Origin of the sequence: Streptomyces tibetensis (assembly GCF_007655005.1) — a bacterium.
Lineage (GTDB): Bacteria > Actinomycetota > Actinomycetes > Streptomycetales > Streptomycetaceae > Streptomyces > Streptomyces tibetensis.
This window is the reverse complement of the sequence record NZ_SZVW01000001.1, coordinates 227,288-248,513: the sequence shown is the minus strand read 5'-3', so window position 1 is coordinate 248,513 and position 21,226 is coordinate 227,288. Positions and strand designations below refer to the sequence as shown.

Below are 21,226 nucleotides of genomic sequence, written 5' to 3'. Positions count from 1 at the left end.
GTCACCAGCCGGTGAGGGGTGGAGTCGTGTCGGACGGCGGCTCCACCCATGGGCGGGCCGTCAGCGCCCACACCGTGAACGCCACGGCCGCCGCGAACAGCAGCAGCCACATGAGACGGCGGGCGAGCGTCCTGCGCCGCAGCATGCGGCCACCACGGCGCACCGCTTCCGCGTGGATCTCGGGCGGCACCGGCCGCGCCGGCTGCTCCAGGAGCCTGCGTACGGTCGCCTCGCGGTCGTTCCCGCTCATGCCGCTCTCCGGCCGGCCGGGCTCACGGCATCGCCTTCGTGGCCGTCACCGCCGGGGCCGGGCCCCGCGAGCGGTGCAGCAGGGCCGAGGTCGCCCGGTGGCAGATCGCCCGTACGCGCTCCGGGGACAGACCGAGCAGGGCGGCCGTCTGCTCCTCGGCGACACCTTCGTGGAGCCGGACCACGAGGATCAGCCGTTCCTGCGGGGTGAGCGGGGCCAGGGGACTCGCGGGGTGCGGCCGGGCGCGGCCGAGTGCGCCGTGCTGGTGCCAGGCGCCGCGCGCGAAGCGGGTGGCCAGCTGCCGACGGGTGCGGTCGTACGGATCCTCGCCGTGCAGCCGGTCCCAGCACGCGTACGTGTGCGCCAGCGACAGCGTCAGCAGGCGCCGCGCGCGTGGGTTGTCGTCGGGGGACTCGGCGGTGAGCAGCGTGGCGGCGTTCAGCAGCCGCCCGGCCGCGCCCGCGACGAACGCCTCGAACTCCCGGGCGCGACGGGCTGCCCGGGACGCATGCCGCTCCAGCACCGCACCTCCCGCCCGACGGCGACCCTGAGGACGCGGGCCCCGGCCACACGCGACGGGGCCCGGTCTCATATCAGGCCAGGGAAGGCCCCGGGGTCAAGAGCCGCGCACGGCTCGGCCGGTGTACCCGCGGCTCGCAGGTGGAGTGCACGGCTAGGGGGGCCAGGCGCGCCTCGGCAGGTGGAGTGCACGGCTCGGCCGGTGCCACACGCATGCGGGCCCGGCCGTCCGCGTGTGAGCCCGGTCCTCCCCGTGCGGGCCGGGGCGTTCGCTGGTGGGCCGAATCCTCCGCCTGCGGGCCGGGGCGTTCACGGGTGGGCCGGTCCTCCGCCTGCGGGCCCGGTCGTCGTGCCGACACCGTCGGGAGCCGGGCCGCGGGGCGTTCAGGACGCCGGCTGTGCCTCCGGCCCCGGCAGTCCCTGGGCCGTCATCCGGGAGGACAGCGCGGTGTTGAAGCGCGTGAGGAGGTCGCAGAACGCCTCGCGCTCGTCGGGCTCCCAGTCGTGCGTCAGCTCGGCCATCAACTGGCGCCGCGAGGAGCGCACTTCGTCCAGCCGGGCCTGACCGCGCGGGGACAGCTGCAGCACCACCGCGCGCCCGTCCTCGGGGTGGGAGGTGCGCTTGACCAGGCCGGTGTCGACGAGCGGAGCCACCTGCCGGGTGACCGTCGACGAGTCGATCCCCATGCTGGCGGCGAGCGCCTTGACGCCCATCGGGCCTTCCTTGTCGAGGCGGTTGAGCAGCAGATAGGCGGCGCGGTCCATGGAGTTGCGCACCTGCCCGACCCCGCCGAGCCGGGTCTGTTCGGCACGGCGGGCGAACAGCGCCACCTCGTGCTGCAGCGTGTCGAGAAGACCGGTGTCACCGACGGTCGTCATGTCCATCGACATTTCAGGTGTTGTGGGCATGGCCGGGGGCTCACTTCGTGGAGGGCTGGCAGATTGGGGGACAGGGTACGCGGCCGGAGGGCAGGCCGTACCAGGGCTGCGCAAAGCGGGTCTCGGAGGTTGGTCACAACGGTCGTTCCCGCCTGTGAACTGCGATGCTGGAGTCATGAGCTACAGCACGGCTGACTCCTTTCGGCCCGTCACCCTCGACGACGTGCGCGGCGCGCAGAAGATGCTGTCGGGTGTGGCGCGGGTGACCGCGATGGAGGGCAGCAGGCACCTGTCCCAGATGGTCGGCGCGCCGGTGCACCTCAAGTGCGAGAACCTCCAGCGGACGGGTTCGTTCAAGCTGCGCGGCGCGTACGTGCGGATCGCCGGTCTGCTTCCGGAGGAGCGTGCCGCCGGTGTCGTCGCCGCGAGCGCCGGCAACCACGCGCAGGGCGTCGCCCTCGCGTCCGCCCTGCTCGGCGTGCGCTCCACGGTCTTCATGCCGAAGGGCGCCCCGCTGCCCAAGGTCAGCGCCACCCGGGACTACGGGGCGGAGGTGCGGCTGCACGGCCAGGTGGTCGACGAGACGCTGGCCGCCGCGCAGGAGTACGCGGCCGAGACGGGCGCGGTGTTCATCCACCCCTTCGACCACCCCGACATCATCGCGGGCCAGGGCACGGTCGGCCTGGAGATCCTGGAGCAGTGCCCCGAGGCGCGCACGGTTCTCGTCGGCATCGGCGGGGGCGGGCTGGCCGCCGGGATCGCGGTGGCGGTGAAGGCGCTGCGCCCGGAGGTGCGGGTCGTGGGTGTGCAGGCGGCGGGCGCGGCGGCCTACCCGCCCTCGCTGGCCGCGGGCCGGCCGGTGGCGGTGGAGAATCCGGCGACGATGGCCGACGGCATCAAGGTCGGGCGGCCGGGCGACGTGCCGTTCAGGATCGTCGGCGAGCTGGTCGACGAGGTGCGCACGGTCAGTGAGGACGAGCTGTCCGCCGCGCTGCTGCTGTGCCTGGAGCGGGCCAAGCTGGTCGTGGAGCCGGCCGGGGCGAGCCCGGTCGCGGCGCTGATGAGCGACCCCGGCGCCTTCGAGGGCCCGGTCGTCGCGGTGCTGTCCGGCGGCAACGTCGATCCGGTGCTGATGGAGCGGGTGCTGCGGCACGGCATGGCCGCGCAGGGCCGCTACCTGGCGGTCCGGCTGCGGCTGACGGACCGGCCCGGTGCTCTTGCCACTCTTCTGGGCGTGTTGTCAGTGGTCGACGCTAACGTCCTCGATGTGAGCCACCTGCGAACCGACCCACGGCTCGGGCTCACGGAGGCGGAGGTCGAGCTGCACCTGGAGACGAAGGGCCCGGCGCACTGCACCGAGGTGGGGCAGGCGCTGCGCGAGGCGGGTTACACGGTCATCGGCTGACTCAGGACCATCGGCTCGATGGCCCCCCCACCGAGCGCCCGGCACCGAGCCGTCCGGCACCGAGCTGTCCGGCACCGAGCCGTCCGGCATCGGCTGACCACACGGCCTTCGGCCGGCCCGGCTCCCGAGCCGGTCCAAGATCCTTTCGTCTCACGGAGAGCAACGAGGAAAAACTCGTTGTAAGACGCGATACATCGCGTTATGGTGTGTCGGTGAGAAGCTTCACCGGACATCCGTCCGGTCATCCCCGAAGACGTGGAGACTCATATGCCAGGCGCCATCTACGCCGAAGGTCTGGTCAAGACCTTCGGTGATGTAAGGGCCTTGGACGGCGTCGACCTCGACGTGCCCGAGGGCACGGTCCTCGGCCTGCTCGGGCCGAACGGCGCGGGCAAGACCACCACCGTCCGCTGCCTGACCACCCTGCTGCGACCCGACAGCGGGCGGGCGGTCGTCGCGGGCATCGACGTGCTCAAACAGCCCGACGCGGTCCGCCGCTCCATCGGCCTGTCCGGTCAGTTCGCGGCCGTCGACGAATACCTCACCGGCCGGGAGAACCTCCAGATGGTCGGCCAGCTCTACCAGATGCGGGCGAAGGCGGCGAAGGAGCGCGCGGCCGAACTGCTGGAGCAGTTCCACCTAGCGGACGCCGCCGACCGCCCCACCAAGACCTACTCGGGCGGCATGCGCCGTCGCCTCGACCTCGCGGCGGCCCTGGTCGTCTCGCCGCCCGTGATGTTCATGGACGAGCCGACGACCGGCCTCGACCCCCGCAACCGCCAGCAGTTGTGGGAGGTCATCAAGCAGCTGGTCTCCGGCGGCACCACGCTGCTGCTCACCACGCAGTACCTGGAGGAGGCCGACCACCTGGCCCACGACATCGCGGTGGTCGACCACGGCAAGGTCATCGCCACGGGCACCTCCGACCAGCTCAAGGCCCGCACCGGCGGCGAGCGCGTCGAGGTCGTGGTGCACCAGCGTGAGCACATCCAGTCCGCCGCCGAGGTCCTCGCCGGCTTCGGCAAGGGCGAGACCACCGTCGAGGAGCACATGCGCAAGCTCACCGCCCCCGTGACCGGCGGCGCCAAGCTCCTCGCCGAGGTCATCCGCGAACTGGACACGCGCGGCATCGAGATCGACGACATCGGCCTGCGCAGGCCGACCCTCGACGACGTCTTCCTGTCCCTCACCGGACACGTGGCCGAGGCCAAGGACCAGGGGAACGACAAGGAGGCCGCCCAATGAGCATCGTCACCGACACCGTGCGGGTCGCACCGGCAGCGAACCCGGTCAGCCAGTCGATCCGGGACTCGATGGTCGTCGCCAAGCGCAACCTGATCCGCATGTCCCGGATCCCCGAGATGATCATCTACGGCCTCATCCAGCCGATCATGTTCGTGGTGCTGTTCACCTACGTCTTCGGCGGCTCCATGCAGATCGGCAACAGCACCAGCGCCGCCGACTACAAGAACTTCCTGATGGCGGGCATCTTCGCGCAGACCGTCACCTTCGCCACCGCCAGCTCCGGCGCCGGCATCGCCGACGACATGCACAAGGGCCTCATCGACCGCTTCCGCTCCCTGCCGATGGCGCGCGGCGCGGTGCTCACCGGCCGTACCCTCGCCGACTCCGTGCAGACGGCCCTCACCCTGGTCGTCCTCGCCGTCGTCGCCCTGCTGGTCGGCTGGCGCGTCGGGTCGGACGGCAGCACCAACGCCGCCAAGGTCCTCGCGGCCTTCGGCCTGCTGCTCCTGCTCGGCTACGCGTTCACCTGGATCGGCGCCCTGATCGGCATGTCGGTGAAGACCCCCGAGGCGGCCACGTCCAGCGGCCTGATCTGGCTCTTCCCGGTCACGTTCATCTCCAACGCCTTCGTGGACACCAGCCACATGACCCCGTGGCTGCGCCACGTCGCGGAGTGGAACCCCTTCAGCGCCACGGTCCAGGCCTGCCGTGTGCTGTTCGCAAGCCCGGGCCAGTCCCCGTCGGACGCCTGGCCCATGCAGCACCCGGTGTGGGCCTCGCTGATCTACTCGATCCTGATCCTGGTGATCTTCCGGACCCTGGCGGTCCGCAAGTACCGCTCGGCGACGGCATGACGATGCCCCCGGCGCCGCAGCGGCGCCGGGGGCACTTCAGAGATCGGGTGGCCGGTCAGCCCTCGTACGGCTCGGCCTTGAGGATCTTCACCAGGGCCTTCTTGCCGTTCGGCAGCTCGTACTCCGCGTCCTCGCCGACCTTGTGGCCGATCACGCCGGTGCCCAGCGGGGACTGCGGCGAGTACGTCTCGATGTCGGAGCTCGCGTACTCGCGGGACGCGAGCAGGAACGTCAGCGTGTCGTCCTCGTCACCGTCGAACGCGATCGTGACGACCATGCCGGGCGCCACCGCGCCGTCCGCCGCGGGAGCTTCGCCGACCTTGGCGTTCTCGAGGAGCTGGGTGAGCTGGCGCACACGGAGCTCCTGCTTGCCCTGCTCCTCCTTGGCCGCGTGGTACCCGCCGTTCTCACGCAGGTCGCCCTCTTCGCGCGCCGCGGCGATCTTCGCGGAGATCTCCGCCCGCGCGGGACCAGTAAGGTGCTCAAGCTCAGCCTTGAGCTTGTTGTACGCCTCCTGGGTCAGCCAGGTGACGTTCTCGCTGGTCTGGGTCACAGGTGCTCCTCGTAGGTACTGGGAATACAAAGCATCGCCCTACCCAGAAGAATGTTCCTTCACGGAAGGGCGAAACCACGAGCCTAACAATTCAGGGGCCCGAGGGGGAGGACATAAGCGACGAGAATCACGTCAATGCAGGTCAGGCTCTACGTATTCCAGGTGACGCCGAGCTGTCGTCAGCCGGCGTGGCAGCCCAGCAGCTCGGCCGTCGTCCCCGGGGAGGTCGTACGGAGCGTGACGACCTTGTCGATGCGGGTCCTGTCCCCGTCGAAGCGGAAGTCGGCCCGGCCCACCTCGGCCCCGTTCTCGGCCTGCGAGCGCACGGTGCAGTACCCGTCGGCGCCGGCGTCCTTGCGGACCTCCAGATGCACCCGCACGGACCTCTTGCCCGGCTCGAAGCTGATCACCTCGGCGCTGATCTCGTTCTTGGCGACGTAGTGGTAGCCGAACCAGCCGACGAGCCCCAGCAGTGCCACCGCGAGGACGGCCCCCACGACCTTGAGCGTGCGGTCGGCGCGCTCGTCCGAGGAACGGCCGTAACGGCCCTCGGGCAGTCGCGTGCTCGCCGAACTCATGATCGTCCTCCTGGCAGGGCCGGGACGAAGGTCCCGGAAGGGGCTCCAGGACCGGGCCCCGGAATTATTCACCCCGCGATTCGGTCACTATAGAAGCCGCTGATTGCGCCGACGCACACAGGGCGCCGACTTACTGAGGATTGAGTCTTGACTGACCAGTTGCGACTGATGGCCGTTCACGCCCACCCCGACGACGAGTCGAGCAAGGGCGCTGCGACCATGGCGAAGTACGTGTCCGAGGGGGTGGACGTGCTGGTCGTGACCTGCACGGGCGGGGAACGCGGCTCCATCCTCAATCCGAAGCTCCAGGGCGACGCGTACATCGAGGAGCACATCCACGAGGTACGCAAGAAGGAGATGGACGAGGCCCGGGAGATCCTGGGCGTCAAGCAGGAGTGGCTCGGCTTCGTCGACTCGGGCCTGCCCGAGGGCGACCCGCTGCCGCCGCTGCCCGAGGGCTGCTTCGCCCTGGAGGACGTGGACCACGCGGCCGGTGAGCTGGTGCGCAAGATCCGCGCCTTCCGTCCCCAGGTGATCACCACCTACGACGAGAACGGCGGCTACCCGCACCCCGACCACATCATGACCCACAAGATCTCCATGGTGGCGTTCGAGTCGGCCGCGGACACCGAGAAGTACCCGGAGGCCGAGTACGGCCCCGCCTACCAGCCGCAGAAGCTCTACTACAACCAGGGCTTCAACCGCCCGCGCACCGAGGCCCTGCACCAGGCGATGCTCGACCGCGGCATGGAGTCTCCCTACGGGGACTGGCTCAAGCGCTGGGAGGAGTTCGGCATGAAGCAGCGCACGCTCACCACGCACATCCCCTGCGCCGAGTTCTACGAGATCCGCGACAAGGCGCTGATCGCCCACGCCACGCAGATCGACCCGGACGGCGGCTGGTTCAAGGTGCCCATGGAGATCCAGAAGGAGGTCTGGCCGACGGAGGAGTACGAGCTGGCGAAGGCCCTCGTCGATACCTCCCTCCCCGAGGACGACCTCTTTGCGGGCATCCGCGACAATGCCTGACATGAGCGCAAGCGCAAGCCTGGCAATGACGCACCTCGTCTCCTTCGCCAAGGAGGTCGACGAGGACAAGGTCACCCCCGGCGTCCTCGGCTTCATCGTCTTCGCGGCGATGGCCCTGGCGGTGTGGGCCCTGATGAAGTCCATGAGCCGGCACATGAACCGGGTCGACTTCGACCAGGCCCCCGACCCGGAGGCCGAGCAGCCGGAACAGTCGGCGGCGGAGCCGTCCCGGACGCAAGCGGAAGCCGCGCAAGCGGAGCCTTCCGGCCAGGGCGGCAAGAAGCAGGGCTGACGCCCCCACCCGGAGGGGCACCACCCGGGGGGCACCACCCGGAGGGGCACCACCCGGAGGGGCACCACCCGGAGGGGCACCACCCGTCGGCGGCCGGCGACGCATCGCCGCCGACGGGCCGCGCGGCCGACTCCAGACGTGGGCGAGGAAGAGCACGCCGGGCGGGCGAACCGTGCGCCTGGGGCTCTCCAGCGGCGCGTCTCTTCAGACGCCCGGGGCGCGTGCTCCGTCTCTTCGCGTTCCGCGGAGGGCGCCGCCGGCGGCGGGTGCCGTGAGCGCCCCGGCGCCGGCCTTGTCGCCCGAGGCCGGCAACGGCCTACGCCTTCGGGTCCACCGCCACCCCCATCACCTCCCGCGCATGCCGGTTCGGCACCATGCCGAGGCGCCAGGCCTGCCAGCCCGCCTCCAGGGTGATGCCCCGCTCCAGCAGCAGCCCGTACGCGTCGAGGTAGTCGTCCAGCTTGCCGTCACGCAGGCCGTGGCCCGCGCGGGACAGCCGCGCCAGTTCCTCCTGCGCCACCGCCGTACCCACCTCCATGCCGCCCGGGGCCGCGTAGGGGAGGAGCGTGCAGCGCAGGAAGCGGGCCCAGTCCTCGCCCCGGCGGTCGCCGTAGGACGCGAAGAGCTCCACCGCCTCGTCGCACAGGGCCAGGGCCTGCTGGGTGCGGGCGTTGCCCGCGTCCACGACCACCAGCTCCAGACACGTCCAGGCCTCGCCGTGGGCGACGCCGATGCGCTGGAAGTCGGCCCGGGCGTCGACCAGGAGCTGGCGGGCGAAGCCCGAGTTGCGCAGGGAGCCCGTCTGGGCAGCCCGCTGGTCCCGGGTGACACGGGCCGAGTGGTGGCGGGCGCAGGCCAGCCCGTAGACGTCCCGCATACGGGAGAACATCGTGCGGGCACGCTCCAGCTCGCGCACCGCCTGGTCGAGGTCGCCCGTCTCCTCCAGGGCCTGCCCCAGGTAGTACAGCGTCCATGCCTCGCCGCGCGCGTCCTCGTTGTCGCGGTGGCGCGCAGCCGCCCCGCGCAGCTCCTCCACGGCGGGGGACGCGTCCCCCGCGACCAGCAGCGCCCGGGCCAGCTGGGTCAGCGCCCAGGCCTCACCGCGGGCGTCACGGGTCCGCCCGTACAGCTCGAGGGCCGCCCGCAGCTCGGCCTCGGCACGCGGGACATCGCCCATGCGCAGCCCGAGCTGACCGAGCTGGAAGTGCGCCCATGCCTGGCCGTGCACGGACTCGCCCGCGCGATGCAGGACCAGGGACTCGGTCAGCAGGTCCAGCGCCTCTCCCACCCGGGCACGGTCGCGCTCGACGGCCGCCAGGGCGTGCATCGTCCAGGCACGGTCCGTCGCCAGCTCGGGGGAGGCCTGCAGCGCCAGGGCCTCGCGGAGCTTCTCCGACGCCTCCGTCAGATTGCCCTGGTGGTGCAGGGTGATGCCGAGGGAGCACAGCGCGCGAGCGGCACCGGCGTCATGGTGGGCCTCCCGGTAGAGGTCCACGACCGACGTGAGGGTGGTGCGGGCCTTGTCCAGCTCGCCCAGCTGCCGCGCCGCGATACCCGTGCGCCACTGCACCGAGCGGACCAGCAGGCCCTCGTCCACCGCCTGGGCCAGCTCACTGATCTCACCCAGCCGGTACAGGTCGCCCCGCAGCAGGCAGTAGTCGCACAGGGCGCCCAGCAGGTTCAGGACCGCCGCCTGATCCACACCCTCGGCGTGCCGCAGCGCCGCCGTGATGAAGCTCGACTCGTCGTCCAGCCAGCGCAGCGCCTCGTCGAGGGACGTGAAGCCGTACGGGCTGAAGCGGTTGGTGCGGGTCGACATGTTGCCGTCGACCATCCGCAGCACCGAGTCGGCCAGCTCGGCGTAGTTAACGATCAGCCGCTCCTGCGCCGCCGTGCGCTCGGCGGGCTCCTCCTCGTCGAGGAGGCGGGCCTGGGCGAAGGAGCGGACCAGGTCGTGCAGCCGGTAGCGGTCGCCCCGGACGTGGTCGATCAGGCCGGCCCGGGTCAGGACCCCCAGATGACGCTTGGCCTCCGCCTCGTCGGTGGCCAGCAGCGCGGCGGCCGCCGCGGCACCCAGCGAGGCCCGCCCGGCCAGGGCCAGCCGGCGCAGCAACCGCCGTACGGTCTCCGGCTGGTCCGTGTAGCGCAGCCACAGGGCGCGTTCGACCGGCTCGACGGGACCGTAGGCGTCGAGGTCCGTGGCCAGCGCGCGGGGCGAGCGCGGGCCGAGACACGAGCCCGCGATGCGCAGCGCGAGCGGCAGCCCACCGCACAGCTCCCGGACCCGGTCAGCGGACTCCGCGTCGTACGGCCCGGAGCGGTCCTGCGCCGCGGCGCCCAGCAGTTCCTCCGCACCGGCGGCGTCCAGCGGCTCCACCGCCAGCCCGTGCACCCGCGCGGGCAGGCCCTCCAGCTCCAGCGGGCCCCGCGCGGTCACCAGCACCAGGCTGTCGGACCGCTCCGGGACCAGCGCGCGGATCTGCTCCGCGTCCGAGGCGTCGTCGAGGACGACGGTGACCGGCAGGCCCGTCAGATGCTGGTGATAGAGCTCGCTCAGCCGCTTGACCTGCTGGTCCGGCGAAGACCGCTCGCGGAACAGCAGCTGCTCACGGGGCGCGCCGAGCCGGTTCAGCAGATGCAGCAGGGCGTCACGGGTGGACAGCGGGGACCCGCCCGGCCCCTCGGCGCGCAGGTCGACGACGCACGCGCCGCGGAAGTAGTCCTTCAGATCATGCGTGGCGTGCACCGCGAGCGTCGTACGGCCGCTGCCGGGCCTGCCGTGCAGCACGACCACGGTCGGCTGCGTCTCCGTGCTCGCGCGGGCCGCCTGCACCCACTGCCGGATCTGCGCCAGCTCGTGCCGCCGCCCCGCGAACGGCTCCGCCGGTTCCGGGAGCTGCCCGAAGGACTGCCCCAGCACATTGCGCCCGCGCGCCGCCGCGCTCTTGTCCGCGCCCCGCAGCCGCGGGCCGCCCGTCTTCTTCGGCCCGGTCGAGGCCGCGAGCACCCGCTGCTGGTCCAGGAACGGCCGGATACCCCGCACCTCCAGCGCCGTCAGCCACTGGAGTCGCAGCTGTTCGGGCCCGCCGGGCTGGCTCGCGGCCCCGGCGCGCCGGCTCGCGGCCGGCAGATGCGACCCGACCACCTTCAACACCGTCGCCGCGGCCCCCACGACACCCACCGTCACACCCGCCCCGAGAGCGGTCCCGGCCCCCGTGCCCAGTGCCATGTCCGCGACGACGGCCGCGAGGGCCGCGACCCCGGCAACCAGCAGCGGCGTCCCGGCGCCCTCCCGGGCGTAGCGCTGCCCGAAGGTCAGCTGACCGGCCGCCGCCTCGTCCAGGGCGCGGGTGTAGGCCTCGTACTCCTCGGACGCGCTCCGCGCCATCACATCGAGCGCCCCTCGCGCCCGCGCGAGCAGCACCTTCCCGTCGGTGCGGCCGCCCGAGCGCCGCACCTCCTCCTCCACGGCCCGCCCCAACAGCCGCTCGGCCTCGGCCCGATGACCGTCCCGCATGTCAAGGTCCCCCTCCGGCGGCAACTCCTGTGCCTACGAGTGTCCTTGGTGCGAGGCGCGAGCGCGAGGGGGCGACGATCAACGTTTGCCCTTAGGTGACCTGTGGGCCGCTCCTCGCCCGAGGGGGGCGCGTTCCGCGGCCGGGTGGCCGTCGTGAGGCAGGATGGAAGCATGCCGAACCGACTGGCTCATGAAACGTCCCCGTACCTGCTCCAGCACGCCGACAACCCCGTCGACTGGTGGCCGTGGTCGGAAGAGGCTTTCGAGGAGGCCCGGAAGCGGAACGTGCCCGTGCTGCTCAGCGTCGGATACAGCAGCTGTCACTGGTGCCATGTCATGGCGCACGAGTCCTTCGAGGACCAGGAGACCGCCGAGTACCTCAACACGCACTACGTGAGCGTGAAGGTCGACCGCGAAGAGCGCCCCGACGTCGATGCCGTCTACATGGAGGCCGTGCAGGCGGCGACCGGGCAGGGCGGCTGGCCCATGACCGTCTTCCTCACCCCGGACGCCGAGCCGTTCTACTTCGGTACGTACTTCCCGCCCGCTCCCCGCCAGGGCATGCCCTCCTTCCGGCAGGTGCTCCAAGGCGTGCACCAGGCGTGGGACGAGCGGCGGGACGAGGTGAACGAGGTCGCCGGGAAGATCGTCCGGGATCTGGCCGGGCGGGAGATCTCCTACGGCGACGCCCGGACCCCCGGCGAGGAGGAGCTCGCGCAGGCTCTGCTCGGGCTCACCCGGGAGTACGACCCGCAGCGCGGCGGATTCGGCGGGGCGCCGAAGTTCCCGCCGTCCATGGTGCTGGAGTTCCTGCTGCGCCACCACGCCCGCACCGGCGCCGAGGGGGCCCTGCAGATGGCGCAGGACACCTGCGAGCGCATGGCCCGGGGTGGGATGTACGACCAGCTCGGGGGCGGCTTCGCCCGCTACTCCGTCGACCGGGACTGGGTCGTGCCGCACTTCGAGAAGATGCTGTACGACAACGCCCTGCTGTGCCGGGTGTACGCCCATCTCTGGCGTTCCACCGGCTCGGAGCTCGCGCGGCGCGTCGCCCTGGAGACCGCCGATTTCATGGTGCGTGAACTGCGCACGAACGAGGGCGGGTTCGCCTCCGCGCTGGACGCCGACAGTGACGACGGCACGGGGCGGCACGTCGAGGGCGCGTACTACGTGTGGACGCCCGAGCAGTTGCGGGAGGTGCTCGGCGAGCAGGAGGCCGACCTCGCGGCGCAGCACTTCGGGGTGACCGAGGAGGGGACCTTCGAGGAGGGCGCGTCCGTCCTGCAACGTCCCGTGCGGGACGGTGTCGTCGATGCGGGGAGGGTCGCCGCCATCCGGGAGCGACTGCTGGCGGCGCGGTCGGGGCGGCCCGCGCCCGGCCGGGACGACAAGGTCGTCGCCGCCTGGAACGGCCTCGCGATCGCCGCGCTCGCCGAGACCGGCGCCTACTTCGACCGGCCCGACCTGGTGGAGGCCGCCGTCGCCGCTGCCGACCTCCTGGTCCGGCTGCACCTGGACGAGCAGGCCCGGCTCACCCGCACCAGCAAGGACGGCCGCGCGGGCGCCAACGCCGGTGTGCTGGAGGACTACGCGGATGTGGCGGAGGGCTTCCTCGCGCTCGCGTCCGTCACGGGGGAGGGCGTCTGGCTGGAGTTCGCCGGGTTCCTCCTCGATCACGTCCTGGTCCGTTTCACCGATGCCGAGTCGGGTGCGCTGTACGACACCGCGGCCGACGCCGAGCGGTTGATCCGCCGTCCGCAGGACCCGACCGACAACGCGGCCCCGTCCGGCTGGACGGCAGCGGCGAACGCCCTGCTGAGTTACGCCGCGCACACGGGATCCGAGCCTCACCGCACCGCGGCCGAGAGGGCGTTGGGTGTCGTGAAGGCGCTCGGGCCGCGGGTGCCGCGCTTCATCGGCTGGGGGCTGGCCGCGGCGGAGGCGGTGCTGGACGGGCCGCGTGAGGTCGCGATCGTGGGTCCGGCCCTCGACGACGAGGGCACGAGGACCCTGCACCGCACGGCACTCCTGGGCACCGCGCCCGGTGCGGTGGTCGCTGTGGGGGTTCCGGGGAGCGAGGAGTTTCCCCTGCTCGCGGACCGTCCGCTGGTCGGCGGTGAACCGGCCGCGTACGTCTGCCGTAACTTCACATGCGACGCCCCGACGACCGAGCCTGACCGGCTCAGTACGGTCTTGAGTGGCTGAAGTCACGTATCAACGGAAACATGCTCTTTATCTGAACAGCCCCCAGGCTTCACAGTTCCCCCCTAATCTCTGCACAGTGACGTGGCGGACGAGGCCGCATCGGCCCACCGTCACGATCGGGGGTTCTGGGATCTGGGGGGATCTGCTTGCTGACGTCTGTCTTCATCGCTGCCGTTTCGCTTGCCTTGTTCTGGATGGCGGCGTTCACCCTGTGGTGGCAGATGCACGCCTGGCGTACGCCGGAAGTGCTCGCCTCCACCCGGTTCAGCAGTCCGGACGGGGACGAGCACGTCTCCTTCTCGCTGCTGCTGCCCGCCCGGCACGAGCAGGCGGTGCTGGACCACACGATCCAGCGGCTGCTGGAGTCGAGCCACACCGACTTCGAGATCATCGTGATCGTCGGGCACGACGACCCGGAGACCACCGCGGTGGCCGAGTCGGCCGCCGCGCGTGACCCTCGGGTCCGGGTCGTCGTCGACACGCACGAGAGGAAGAACAAGCCGAAGGCCATGAACACGGCGCTGCCGCACTGCCGCGGCGACGTCGTGGGGGTCTTCGACGCGGAGGACCAGGTCCACCCCGAGCTCCTCGCCCACGTCGACCACGCCTTCCTCACCACCGGCGCGGACGTCGTGCAGGGCGGGGTGCAGCTGATCAACTTCCACTCCAGCTGGTACAGCCTGCGCAACTGCCTGGAGTACTTCTTCTGGTTCCGCTCGCGGCTCCATCTGCACGCGCAGAAAGGTTTCATTCCGCTCGGCGGCAACACCGTCTTCGTCCGCACGGACGTCCTCAGGGAAGCCGGCGGCTGGGACCCCGACTGCCTCGCCGAGGACTGCGACCTGGGCGTGCGCCTGTCCAGCGTCGGCAAGAAGGTCGTCGTCGCCTACGACTCCGACATGGTGACCCGCGAGGAGACCCCCGGCTCGCTGATGTCCCTGCTGAAGCAGCGCACCCGCTGGAACCAGGGCTTCCTCCAGGTGTACCGGAAGAAGGACTGGAAGCAACTGCCCACCCTCGGGCAGCGGCTGCTCGCCCGCTACACCCTGATGACCCCGTTCATGCAGGCCTTCACCGGCCTGATCATCCCGCTCAACGTGGCGATCGCCCTGTTCCTGGACGTGCCCGTCGGCATCGCCTTCATCACCTTCCTGCCGGCCGTCACCGCCCTGGTCACCTTCGTCTTCGAGATCGTCGGACTGCACGACTTCGGCAGGCAGTACGGGCTGCGCGTCCGCTTCGCGCACTACCTGAAACTCGTCCTGGGCGGCCCCTTCTACCAGGTCCTGCTCGCCGGTGCGGCCGTGCGGGCCGTGTGGCGTGAGCAACGCGGCCGCAACGACTGGGAGTTGACGAGCCACGTCGGCGCGCATCTCGACGAGAGCGCCGTGAGCCGGCAGGACGCGACCCGAGAGGACGTTCCCGCGTGACCTCCACCCTTCCCGCGGCGACCACTGCGAAGGTCCCCGCGCAGCGCCGGCCCGCGCCCCGCACCGGCGCGCACCGCCGCGTGGAGCCGCCGCGCCGGCTGCGCTCCTCCCGGTCCGACCTGATCCTGTGCGGTGTCCTCCTCGTGGCGATCCTCGTCGTGCAGGGCTGGAACATCGGCGACTACCCGGCCCTCAGCGACGACGAGGGCACCTATCTCGCCCAAGCCTGGTCGGTCCAGCAGGGCGACGGACTCGCCCACTACACCTACTGGTACGACCATCCGCCGCTCGGCTGGATCCAGATCGCCCTGCTGACCTGGATCCCCGCGCTGATCAGCCCCGAGTCGATGACGGTGGGCACCATGCGCGCCGCGATGCTCGTGATCAGCGGCATCAGCGCGGTCCTGGTCTACGTGCTGGGCCGGCGCCTCGCGCTGCCCCGCTGGGCCGCAGCGCTCGGCATGGTGTTCTTCGGGCTCTCCCCGCTGTCGGTCGTCCTCCAGCGGGAGATCTTCCTCGACAACCTCGCGGTGATGTGGACACTGCTCGCCTTCACCCTGGCCGCCTCCCCGAGCCGTCACCTCTGGCACCACTTCGGCGCGGGCATCGCCGCCGCGACGGCCGTGCTCACCAAGGAGACGATGCTCGTCGTCCTGCCCGCCCTGTTCCTCACCATGTGGCGTCACAGCCACCAGGACACCCGCAAGTTCGCGATCACCGGAGCCGTCACGGCCTGCACCCTGATCGGCTTCTCGTATCCGCTGTTCGCCCTGCTCAAGGGCGAGTTGCTGCCGGGCGCAGGGCACGTGTCCCTCTGGGACGGCGTCAAGTACCAGATGACCCGACCCGGTTCGGGGTTCATCCTCGACCAGGGCTCCGGCTCCTGGGGCGTGCTCCAGTCGTGGCTCTACTACGACCGGATCCTGCCCCTCGGCGGCCTCGCGGGCGCCCTGCTGCTGCTCGTCACCTGGCGCTGGTCGGTCACGGCCCGCGCCCTGGCCGGGCCCGCCCTGGCCGTGGCCGTCTTCGCCGCGCTGGCCCTGCGCCCGAACGGCTACCTGCCCGCGATGTACGTCATCCAGGCCCTGCCGTTCCTCGCGCTGGTCCTCGCCGGAGGCACCGCCTCCGTCGCCCACGCGGTGCTGAGCCGCTGGCGCTCCGAGGCGGAGAAACGGTACGTCAGCACGGGCCGGTACGCGCTCGCCGGCGTGCTCGCGCTGGCCGCCGGCGCCTACGTCGTCCCGCACTGGTACGACGGCGCCCGCACGGCCGTCACCACCGACGCCAACGCCCCCTACCACGCCGCGTCCAGGTGGCTGGCCACCGAGGTCGAGGACCCGGAGCGCACCCGGGTGCTGGTCGACGACGCGCTCTGGCTGGACCTGGTGCACCAGGGCTACCGGCCGGGCCTGGGCGTCATCTGGTTCTACAAGGCCGACCTCGACCCGGCGGTGACGAAGACGATGCCGCGCGGCTGGAAGGACCTCGACTACGTCGTCGCCTCGCCGACCGTGCGGCGGGACGCGGCCGACCTGCCCAACGTCAAGGCCGCCATGGAGCACTCGGACCCGGTCGCCACCTTCGGCACCGGCGAGGACCGCATCGAGATCCGCCAGATCCAGACGTCCGCCGGAGGCGCGCGATGAGCCAGGAGTACACCGTCCCCGGTGAGATCGTCGAGACCGAGACCACCGAGGTCCCCGAGCCGGGCGCCGTCACCATCGTCGTACCGACCTTCAACGAGTCGGCGAACGTGCGGCAGTTGCTGCACCAGATCACCGAGGCCGTCCCGGCCCGGCTGCCCTGCGAGGTCGTCTTCGTGGACGACTCCACCGACGACACCCCGGAGGTCATCGAGAAGGCGGCGCAGGACTGCCCGTTCCCGGTGACCGTGCTGCACCGCGAGGAGCCGGTGGGCGGGCTCGGCGGCGCGGTCGTCGAGGGCATGAAGGCCGCCACGTCCGACTGGATCGTCGTCATGGACGGCGACTGCCAGCACCCGCCGTCCCTGGTGCCCGATCTGGTCGCCACCGGCGAGCGGGCCAACGCGGGACTGGTCGTGGCCTCCCGGTACATCAAGGGCGGCAGCCGGGCCGGACTCGCGGGCAGCTACCGCGTCTTCGTCTCACGCGGGGCGACCTGGCTGACCAAGGCGTTGTTCCCGCGCCGGCTGCACGGCATCAGCGACCCGATGAGCGGCTTCTTCGCGATCCGCCGCAGCGCGGTCACGGCGGAGGTGCTCCAGCCGCTCGGCTACAAGATCCTCCTCGAACTCGCCGTCCGCAGCCGCCCGCGCACGGTCACCGAGGTGCCCTTCGTCTTCCAGGACCGGTTCGCCGGGGAGTCCAAGTCGACCGCGCAGGAAGGATTCCGCTTTCTGCGGCACCTGGCCGGGCTGCGCACCGCCTCGCCGGTCGCGCGCATGGTCGGGTTCGGCCTGATCGGGCTGACCGGCTTCCTGCCGAACCTGGTCGGCCTGTGGGCGCTGACCGAGCTCGGCATGCACTACGTACCGGCGGAGATCCTCGCCAACCAGCTCGGTGTCGCCTGGAACTTCCTGCTCATCGAGCACCTGCTGTTCCGCGAGCGGCGCCGGCACCGGCGCTGGTGGGACCGGGCCGGGCGGTTCGCGCTGCTCGCCAACGCCGATCTGGTGCTGCGCATCCCGCTGATCGCCCTGTTCGTGCACCAGTTCCACCTGGGCGTGCTGTCGGCCACCGCGCTCGCACTGGTGACGACGTTCGTCCTGCGCTTCGCCGGGACCGAAGCGCTGGTCTACCTGCCGCGCCGGGTCCGGGAGAAGCCCGCGCGCGACGGCCGTACAGCAAGGAGAGCCGTTTGACATCCTCCCCTCCCTCAAGGGAGAGGATCCTGGCTCAGGCTGCCTCCTGGAGCAGCGCTCCCGGAGGTCTTACGCCCTCGGCACCAGCCGGGTTGAGACCAGCCCGGACAAGCATCACGCGTGCGGAGTTCTTGTCCCTCGGGGACACGACTCCGCACGCGGTGCAGGTGTAGGTACGTTCGGAAAGAGGAAGTGCGTGCTTGGTTCTCGCTCCGCACGACGCGCAGTCCATGGTGGTGTGCGCTGGGTGCACGAGGCGCACGTCGCGCCCGTGCTTGCGGCCCATCTCGAGCAGGGCCTGTTGTGTGGCGCCGATCGCCGCGTCAGCGGCTTTGTGGGCCATGGTGGTCTTGGCGAGGAACTTCGGCCGGAAGTCCTCGACGGCGATGGCGTCGTGGTCGCGCACGACGCGCTTGGCCCACTTGCGGGCGGTGTCCTGCCGCTGACGGGCCACCTTCTTGTGCAGCTTCGCGGCCTGATGCTGCGCCTGGCGGTAACCCTTGGAGGCGGTCTGTCCACATGTGGGCTTACGGCGGGCCATCATCCGCTGGTAGCGCGCCAGCTTCTGCGCGGCGGGTGCCGCATTGGCAGCCGCTTCTCGATGTCCTTCAAGGCCTTGGAACGGGACTTGGCGAAGTCACGCAGCCACGGCGCGGGCTTCGGTCAGCATCTTGTCGAGCTGGGCCGGGCCGCACGTCAGCCTGTCCTCGGGCTGCGTTCGGTTGTGGGTGTGCGTGGCGCGGGATTTGGCGCGGCATTCGTTCCAGATCCACCGGCATCGGTCCCACTCGGCGAGCAGGGCGGTGCGGGCGGTCGTCGACACGCGCAGCCGGTACGTGTACCGGGCGTGCCCGGCAACCCCCGAACTCCTTTGACGTGTCGTCATGATGTCACTCTACCACCGGGAATCCGTCAGAAAGGCACTAGTCTGGTGTCATGGATGAAGAGAAGCGCATCACGCTCCGTCTGCCCGCCGACCTGCATGAGTGGCTGGCCACCCAGGCCCGCTTCGCCCGCAGGTCCCTCAATTCCGAGATCGTCTACCGCTTGGAGGCCGAGCGCACTACCGCTTTGGCGAACACCGAGTCGACCTGACGGCGAATCGGCTCTTCCAGCCTTGCTCCGCCGGCGTCCGATGCCTCTGCGGTCTGGAGGCCGAGGCACCCTCGGAGGTACCCGGTGAAACCTCGTCGCAGAACGACCGCACTCCTGTCCGTGGCAGCCCTCACCTCGGGTCTGCTCCTGACCGCACCCCAGCCCGCCTCCGCCGCCAACCTCATCAAGAACCCGGGTTTCGAGACCGCCGGCGCCGACGGCATGCCGTACTGCTGGGAGAAGTCCGGCTGGGGCGACAACGACTTCACGTTCACCACCACGGCCGACGCGCACTCCGGCTCCAAGGCGATGAAGGTCGAACTGACCCGCCGCGTCGAGGGCGACCGCAAGGCGCTGATCACCGAGTCCGCCGCGTGCGCGCCGGTGGTGACGCCGGGCAAGCAGTACGACCTCGGCCTCTGGTACAAGACGACGACCCCGGACGCGTCGATCACCCTGTTCCGGCACGACACCACGGCCGGCTGGCAGTACTGGACCGACCTCAAGACGCTGGACCTGGCCGGGAACTGGACCGAGGCCACCGTCCGCACCCCCGAGGTCCCGGCCGGCACCGACCGCATCACCTGGGGCGTCTCCGTGTACGGCACCGGCTCGGCCACCACCGACGACTACACGATGGACCAGGTGCCCGACCCGGTCCTGCCGCCCGCGTGCACCGGCAGCGCCGACCAGTGCGCCAACGGCAAGTGGGACGTGCTGCCCACGCAGAACCCGGTGCGTTCCATGCACTCGGTCGTCCTGCGGGGCGGCAAGGTGCTGCTGATCGCGGGCTCCGGCAACGACGAGTCGTTGTTCAAGGCCGGCACCTTCACTTCGGCCGTGTACGACCCGCAGAAGGGCACCTACAAGGTCATCCCCACCCCGAAGGACATGTTCTGCTCCGGCCACGTGCAGCTCCAGGACGGGCGCGTGCTGGTGATGAGCGGCAACAAGGCGTACCCGGTGCCCGGCGGGCACGGCTACGAGGGCTTCAAGGACTCGTACATCTTCGACCCGGAGACCGAGACCTACTCCAAGACCAACGACATGAACGACGGCCACTGGTACCCGTCGGCGACGATTCTCGGCAACGGCGACGTCATCTCCTTCGGCGGGCTGCGCGAGGACTCCACCGGTTCGGTCGCCGCCGAGCTGTTCTCCGAGGCCGAGCAGCAGTGGCAGCCGCTGTGGAAGGTCAACCAGACCTGGTCGTACTGGGGTCTGTACCCGTCGATGATCCTCATGCAGGACGGCCGCCTCTTCTACTCGGGCAGCCACGTCTTCGGCAACAACATCCCGGGCACGGGCTCGGCGATCTACGACTACGGCGCCAACACCACCACCCAGGTCCCGGGCCTGCGCAACAAGGACGAGCGTGACCAGTCGGCGAGCGTGCTGCTGCCCCCGGCGCAGGACCAGAAGGTCCTCACCCTCGGCGGCGGCAACATCGACTCCAACCCGGACGCGAACCGCCTGACCGACATCATCGACCTCAAGCAGCCGAACCCCGCCTACGTGGCCGGGCCGCCCATCCCGCAGGGCACGGTCGACCTCGGCAACGGCCCGGTCCCGCAGACCGGGAACCAGGGCAAGATGTACGTTTCCACGGTGCTCATGCCCGACGGCAAGGTGCTGGAGACGGGCGGCGCGCTGCACAACCGCGCCAACCCGGTCTACGAGACGTCGATCTTCGACCCCGCGTCGGAGACCTTCGACCCGGTCGCCGTCGACCCCGAGGCGCGCGGCTACCACTCCTCGGCGTTCCTGCTCCCCGACGGCCGTGTGATGACGACCGGCGACAACCCGGGCAACGGCACGTGGAACCACGACGTGTCGGTGTACAGCCCGCCCTATCTGTTCAAGGGCCCGCGTCCGGCGATCACCTCCGTCATCGACACCCGGTGGAACTACGGCGACACCCAGCGGATCACCGTCGACCGGCCCATCGCCAAGGCCGAACTGATCCGCCCGGCCGCCGTGACGCACTCCTCGGACCCGAACCAGCGCTTCGTGGACCTGCCGCTGTCCGTCGACGGCAACAACGTCGACCTGAACGTGACGAGCAACCCCAACCTGGCCCCGCCCGGCTGGTACATGCTCTTCGCGGTCGACGCGAACGGGGTTCCGTCGGTGGCCGAGTGGGTGCACCTCCAGGGCCCGCAGGCGCTCACGGCGACCGACGCCTCGGCCCATGTCCACGACTTCGCGGACGCGCCCACGGGCACGGTGGTCAAGCCCGGCAAGAAGCGGGCCTCCCAGAAGGTCAGCCCGACGATCTCCGGCTGCGACCGCCACTACGGCTCGATCAACGTCTGCGTGCCGACGGACTTCCCGGCGGAGGTGAAGAAGACGACGGCGGCCCGTTGCGAGTGGCTCAGGACGAACGACTACGGCCGCCTGAAGATCAACGGCACGGACGACCCCCTGGGCCTGGACCGGAACAGGGACGGAACCGCCTGCGGCAAGGGGGACCTGACCAGGCGCTAGAAGCGCCCCGACGGGGGCGCGCCCAAGGGGCGCGGGGAACTGCGCG

The 21,226-nt window shown here is 71.0% G+C and carries 17 protein-coding genes and 1 pseudogene; 11 read left to right on the top strand and 7 right to left on the bottom strand.

Annotated features, from left to right (window positions below):
- Position 1: 1 nt before the first annotated feature.
- From FDO69_RS01135 to FDO69_RS01125, 3 genes are all read right to left on the bottom strand, one after another.
- Positions 2-250, bottom strand: a complete 249-nt coding sequence (locus FDO69_RS01135) for a hypothetical protein (RefSeq protein WP_104777673.1) — start codon at positions 248-250, stop codon at positions 2-4.
- A 22-nt stretch (positions 251-272) separates the two neighbouring features.
- Positions 273-773, bottom strand: coding sequence for a sigma factor-like helix-turn-helix DNA-binding protein (locus FDO69_RS01130; RefSeq protein ID WP_104777672.1), 501 nt, complete (start codon positions 771-773; stop codon positions 273-275).
- 380 nt (positions 774-1,153) lie between these two features.
- Complete coding sequence (locus tag FDO69_RS01125) at positions 1,154-1,660, bottom strand: MarR family winged helix-turn-helix transcriptional regulator (RefSeq protein WP_170320824.1); 507 nt, start codon at positions 1,658-1,660, stop codon at positions 1,154-1,156.
- Between the two features lie 163 nt (positions 1,661-1,823).
- Between FDO69_RS01125 and ilvA the strand changes: the two genes are divergently transcribed.
- The 3 genes from ilvA (at position 1,824) to FDO69_RS01110 (ending at position 5,152) form a co-directional block, all read left to right on the top strand.
- Positions 1,824-3,053: a threonine ammonia-lyase gene (gene ilvA / locus FDO69_RS01120; protein WP_104777671.1), complete on the top strand. Its 1,230-nt coding sequence runs from the start codon at positions 1,824-1,826 to the stop codon at positions 3,051-3,053.
- Positions 3,054-3,320: 267 nt separating this feature from the next.
- Complete coding sequence (locus FDO69_RS01115; RefSeq protein WP_104777670.1) at positions 3,321-4,298, top strand: ATP-binding cassette domain-containing protein; 978 nt, start codon at positions 3,321-3,323, stop codon at positions 4,296-4,298.
- Complete coding sequence (locus FDO69_RS01110) at positions 4,295-5,152, top strand: ABC transporter permease (protein WP_104777669.1); 858 nt, start codon at positions 4,295-4,297, stop codon at positions 5,150-5,152. The genes FDO69_RS01115 and FDO69_RS01110 overlap by 4 nt, the downstream gene beginning before the upstream one ends.
- Before the next feature lie 55 nt (positions 5,153-5,207).
- Here the strand turns inward: FDO69_RS01110 and greA are convergent, their stop codons facing one another.
- Together greA and FDO69_RS01100 are read right to left on the bottom strand one after the other, a co-directional pair.
- On the bottom strand, positions 5,208-5,705 hold the full coding sequence (gene greA / locus FDO69_RS01105; protein ID WP_031104770.1) for a transcription elongation factor GreA: 498 nt from the start codon (positions 5,703-5,705) through the stop codon (positions 5,208-5,210).
- A gap of 179 nt (positions 5,706-5,884) precedes the next feature.
- Positions 5,885-6,283: a DUF4307 domain-containing protein gene (locus FDO69_RS01100; RefSeq protein ID WP_104777668.1), complete on the bottom strand. Its 399-nt coding sequence runs from the start codon at positions 6,281-6,283 to the stop codon at positions 5,885-5,887.
- 147 nt (positions 6,284-6,430) lie between these two features.
- On the opposite strand from FDO69_RS01100, the gene mca reads away from it, so the two are divergent.
- Together mca and FDO69_RS01090 are read left to right on the top strand one after the other, a co-directional pair.
- Positions 6,431-7,312, top strand: coding sequence for a mycothiol conjugate amidase Mca (mca, locus tag FDO69_RS01095; protein ID WP_102908134.1), 882 nt, complete (start codon positions 6,431-6,433; stop codon positions 7,310-7,312).
- Entirely contained in the window at positions 7,305-7,604 is a 300-nt protein-coding gene (locus tag FDO69_RS01090) for a hypothetical protein (protein WP_104777667.1), read from the top strand. The genes mca and FDO69_RS01090 overlap by 8 nt, the downstream gene beginning before the upstream one ends.
- Before the next feature lie 316 nt (positions 7,605-7,920).
- On the opposite strand, the gene FDO69_RS01085 is transcribed toward FDO69_RS01090, so the two are convergent.
- Positions 7,921-11,121: a tetratricopeptide repeat protein gene (locus tag FDO69_RS01085; RefSeq protein ID WP_104777666.1), complete on the bottom strand. Its 3,201-nt coding sequence runs from the start codon at positions 11,119-11,121 to the stop codon at positions 7,921-7,923.
- Between the two features lie 171 nt (positions 11,122-11,292).
- Here FDO69_RS01085 and FDO69_RS01080 point away from each other — a divergent pair, with 171 nt between their 5' ends.
- From FDO69_RS01080 to FDO69_RS01065, 4 genes are all read left to right on the top strand, one after another.
- Positions 11,293-13,326, top strand: coding sequence for a thioredoxin domain-containing protein (locus tag FDO69_RS01080; protein WP_167526495.1), 2,034 nt, complete (start codon positions 11,293-11,295; stop codon positions 13,324-13,326).
- 146 nt (positions 13,327-13,472) lie between these two features.
- The gene (locus tag FDO69_RS01075) at positions 13,473-14,756 is read left to right on the top strand and encodes a glycosyltransferase (protein ID WP_104777665.1); all 1,284 of its coding nucleotides are present in this window, start codon (positions 13,473-13,475) and stop codon (positions 14,754-14,756) included.
- The gene (locus FDO69_RS01070) at positions 14,753-16,402 is read left to right on the top strand and encodes an ArnT family glycosyltransferase (RefSeq protein ID WP_104777664.1); all 1,650 of its coding nucleotides are present in this window, start codon (positions 14,753-14,755) and stop codon (positions 16,400-16,402) included. Before FDO69_RS01075 ends, FDO69_RS01070 begins: the two co-directional genes overlap by 4 nt.
- Entirely contained in the window at positions 16,399-17,598 is a 1,200-nt protein-coding gene (locus FDO69_RS01065; protein WP_104777663.1) for a glycosyltransferase, read from the top strand. The genes FDO69_RS01070 and FDO69_RS01065 overlap by 4 nt, the downstream gene beginning before the upstream one ends.
- 34 nt (positions 17,599-17,632) lie before the next feature.
- Here FDO69_RS01065 and FDO69_RS41725 read toward each other — a convergent pair.
- Positions 17,633-18,484, bottom strand: a pseudogene (locus FDO69_RS41725) (RNA-guided endonuclease InsQ/TnpB family protein).
- Positions 18,485-18,534: 50 nt separating this feature from the next.
- Between FDO69_RS41725 and FDO69_RS01055 the strand changes: the two are divergent.
- Both FDO69_RS01055 and FDO69_RS01050 read left to right on the top strand, forming a co-directional pair.
- A complete protein-coding gene (locus FDO69_RS01055) occupies positions 18,535-18,693 on the top strand; it encodes an Arc family DNA-binding protein (RefSeq protein ID WP_104777662.1) in 159 nt (52 codons plus the stop codon).
- Between the two features lie 120 nt (positions 18,694-18,813).
- Positions 18,814-21,180, top strand: a complete 2,367-nt coding sequence (locus FDO69_RS01050; RefSeq protein WP_420878473.1) for a galactose oxidase family protein — start codon at positions 18,814-18,816, stop codon at positions 21,178-21,180.
- Positions 21,181-21,226 lie beyond the last annotated feature (46 nt).

Bases quoted from the DNA above. Each gene is read 5' to 3' on its own strand.
- FDO69_RS01135 (WP_104777673.1), bottom strand. From the start codon at position 250: ATGAGCGGGAACGACCGCGAGGCGACCGTACGCAGGCTCCTGGAGCAG.
- FDO69_RS01125 (WP_170320824.1), bottom strand. From the start codon at position 1,660: ATGTCGATGGACATGACGACCGTCGGTGACACCGGTCTTCTCGACACG.
- ilvA (WP_104777671.1), top strand. From the start codon at position 1,824: ATGAGCTACAGCACGGCTGACTCCTTTCGGCCCGTCACCCTCGACGAC.
- FDO69_RS01115 (WP_104777670.1), top strand. From the start codon at position 3,321: ATGCCAGGCGCCATCTACGCCGAAGGTCTGGTCAAGACCTTCGGTGAT.
- FDO69_RS01110 (WP_104777669.1), top strand. From the start codon at position 4,295: ATGAGCATCGTCACCGACACCGTGCGGGTCGCACCGGCAGCGAACCCG.
- FDO69_RS01100 (WP_104777668.1), bottom strand. From the start codon at position 6,283: ATGAGTTCGGCGAGCACGCGACTGCCCGAGGGCCGTTACGGCCGTTCC.
- FDO69_RS01090 (WP_104777667.1), top strand. From the start codon at position 7,305: ATGCCTGACATGAGCGCAAGCGCAAGCCTGGCAATGACGCACCTCGTC.
- FDO69_RS01085 (WP_104777666.1), bottom strand. From the start codon at position 11,121: ATGCGGGACGGTCATCGGGCCGAGGCCGAGCGGCTGTTGGGGCGGGCC.
- FDO69_RS01080 (WP_167526495.1), top strand. From the start codon at position 11,293: ATGCCGAACCGACTGGCTCATGAAACGTCCCCGTACCTGCTCCAGCAC.
- FDO69_RS01065 (WP_104777663.1), top strand. From the start codon at position 16,399: ATGAGCCAGGAGTACACCGTCCCCGGTGAGATCGTCGAGACCGAGACC.
- FDO69_RS01055 (WP_104777662.1), top strand. From the start codon at position 18,535: ATGGATGAAGAGAAGCGCATCACGCTCCGTCTGCCCGCCGACCTGCAT.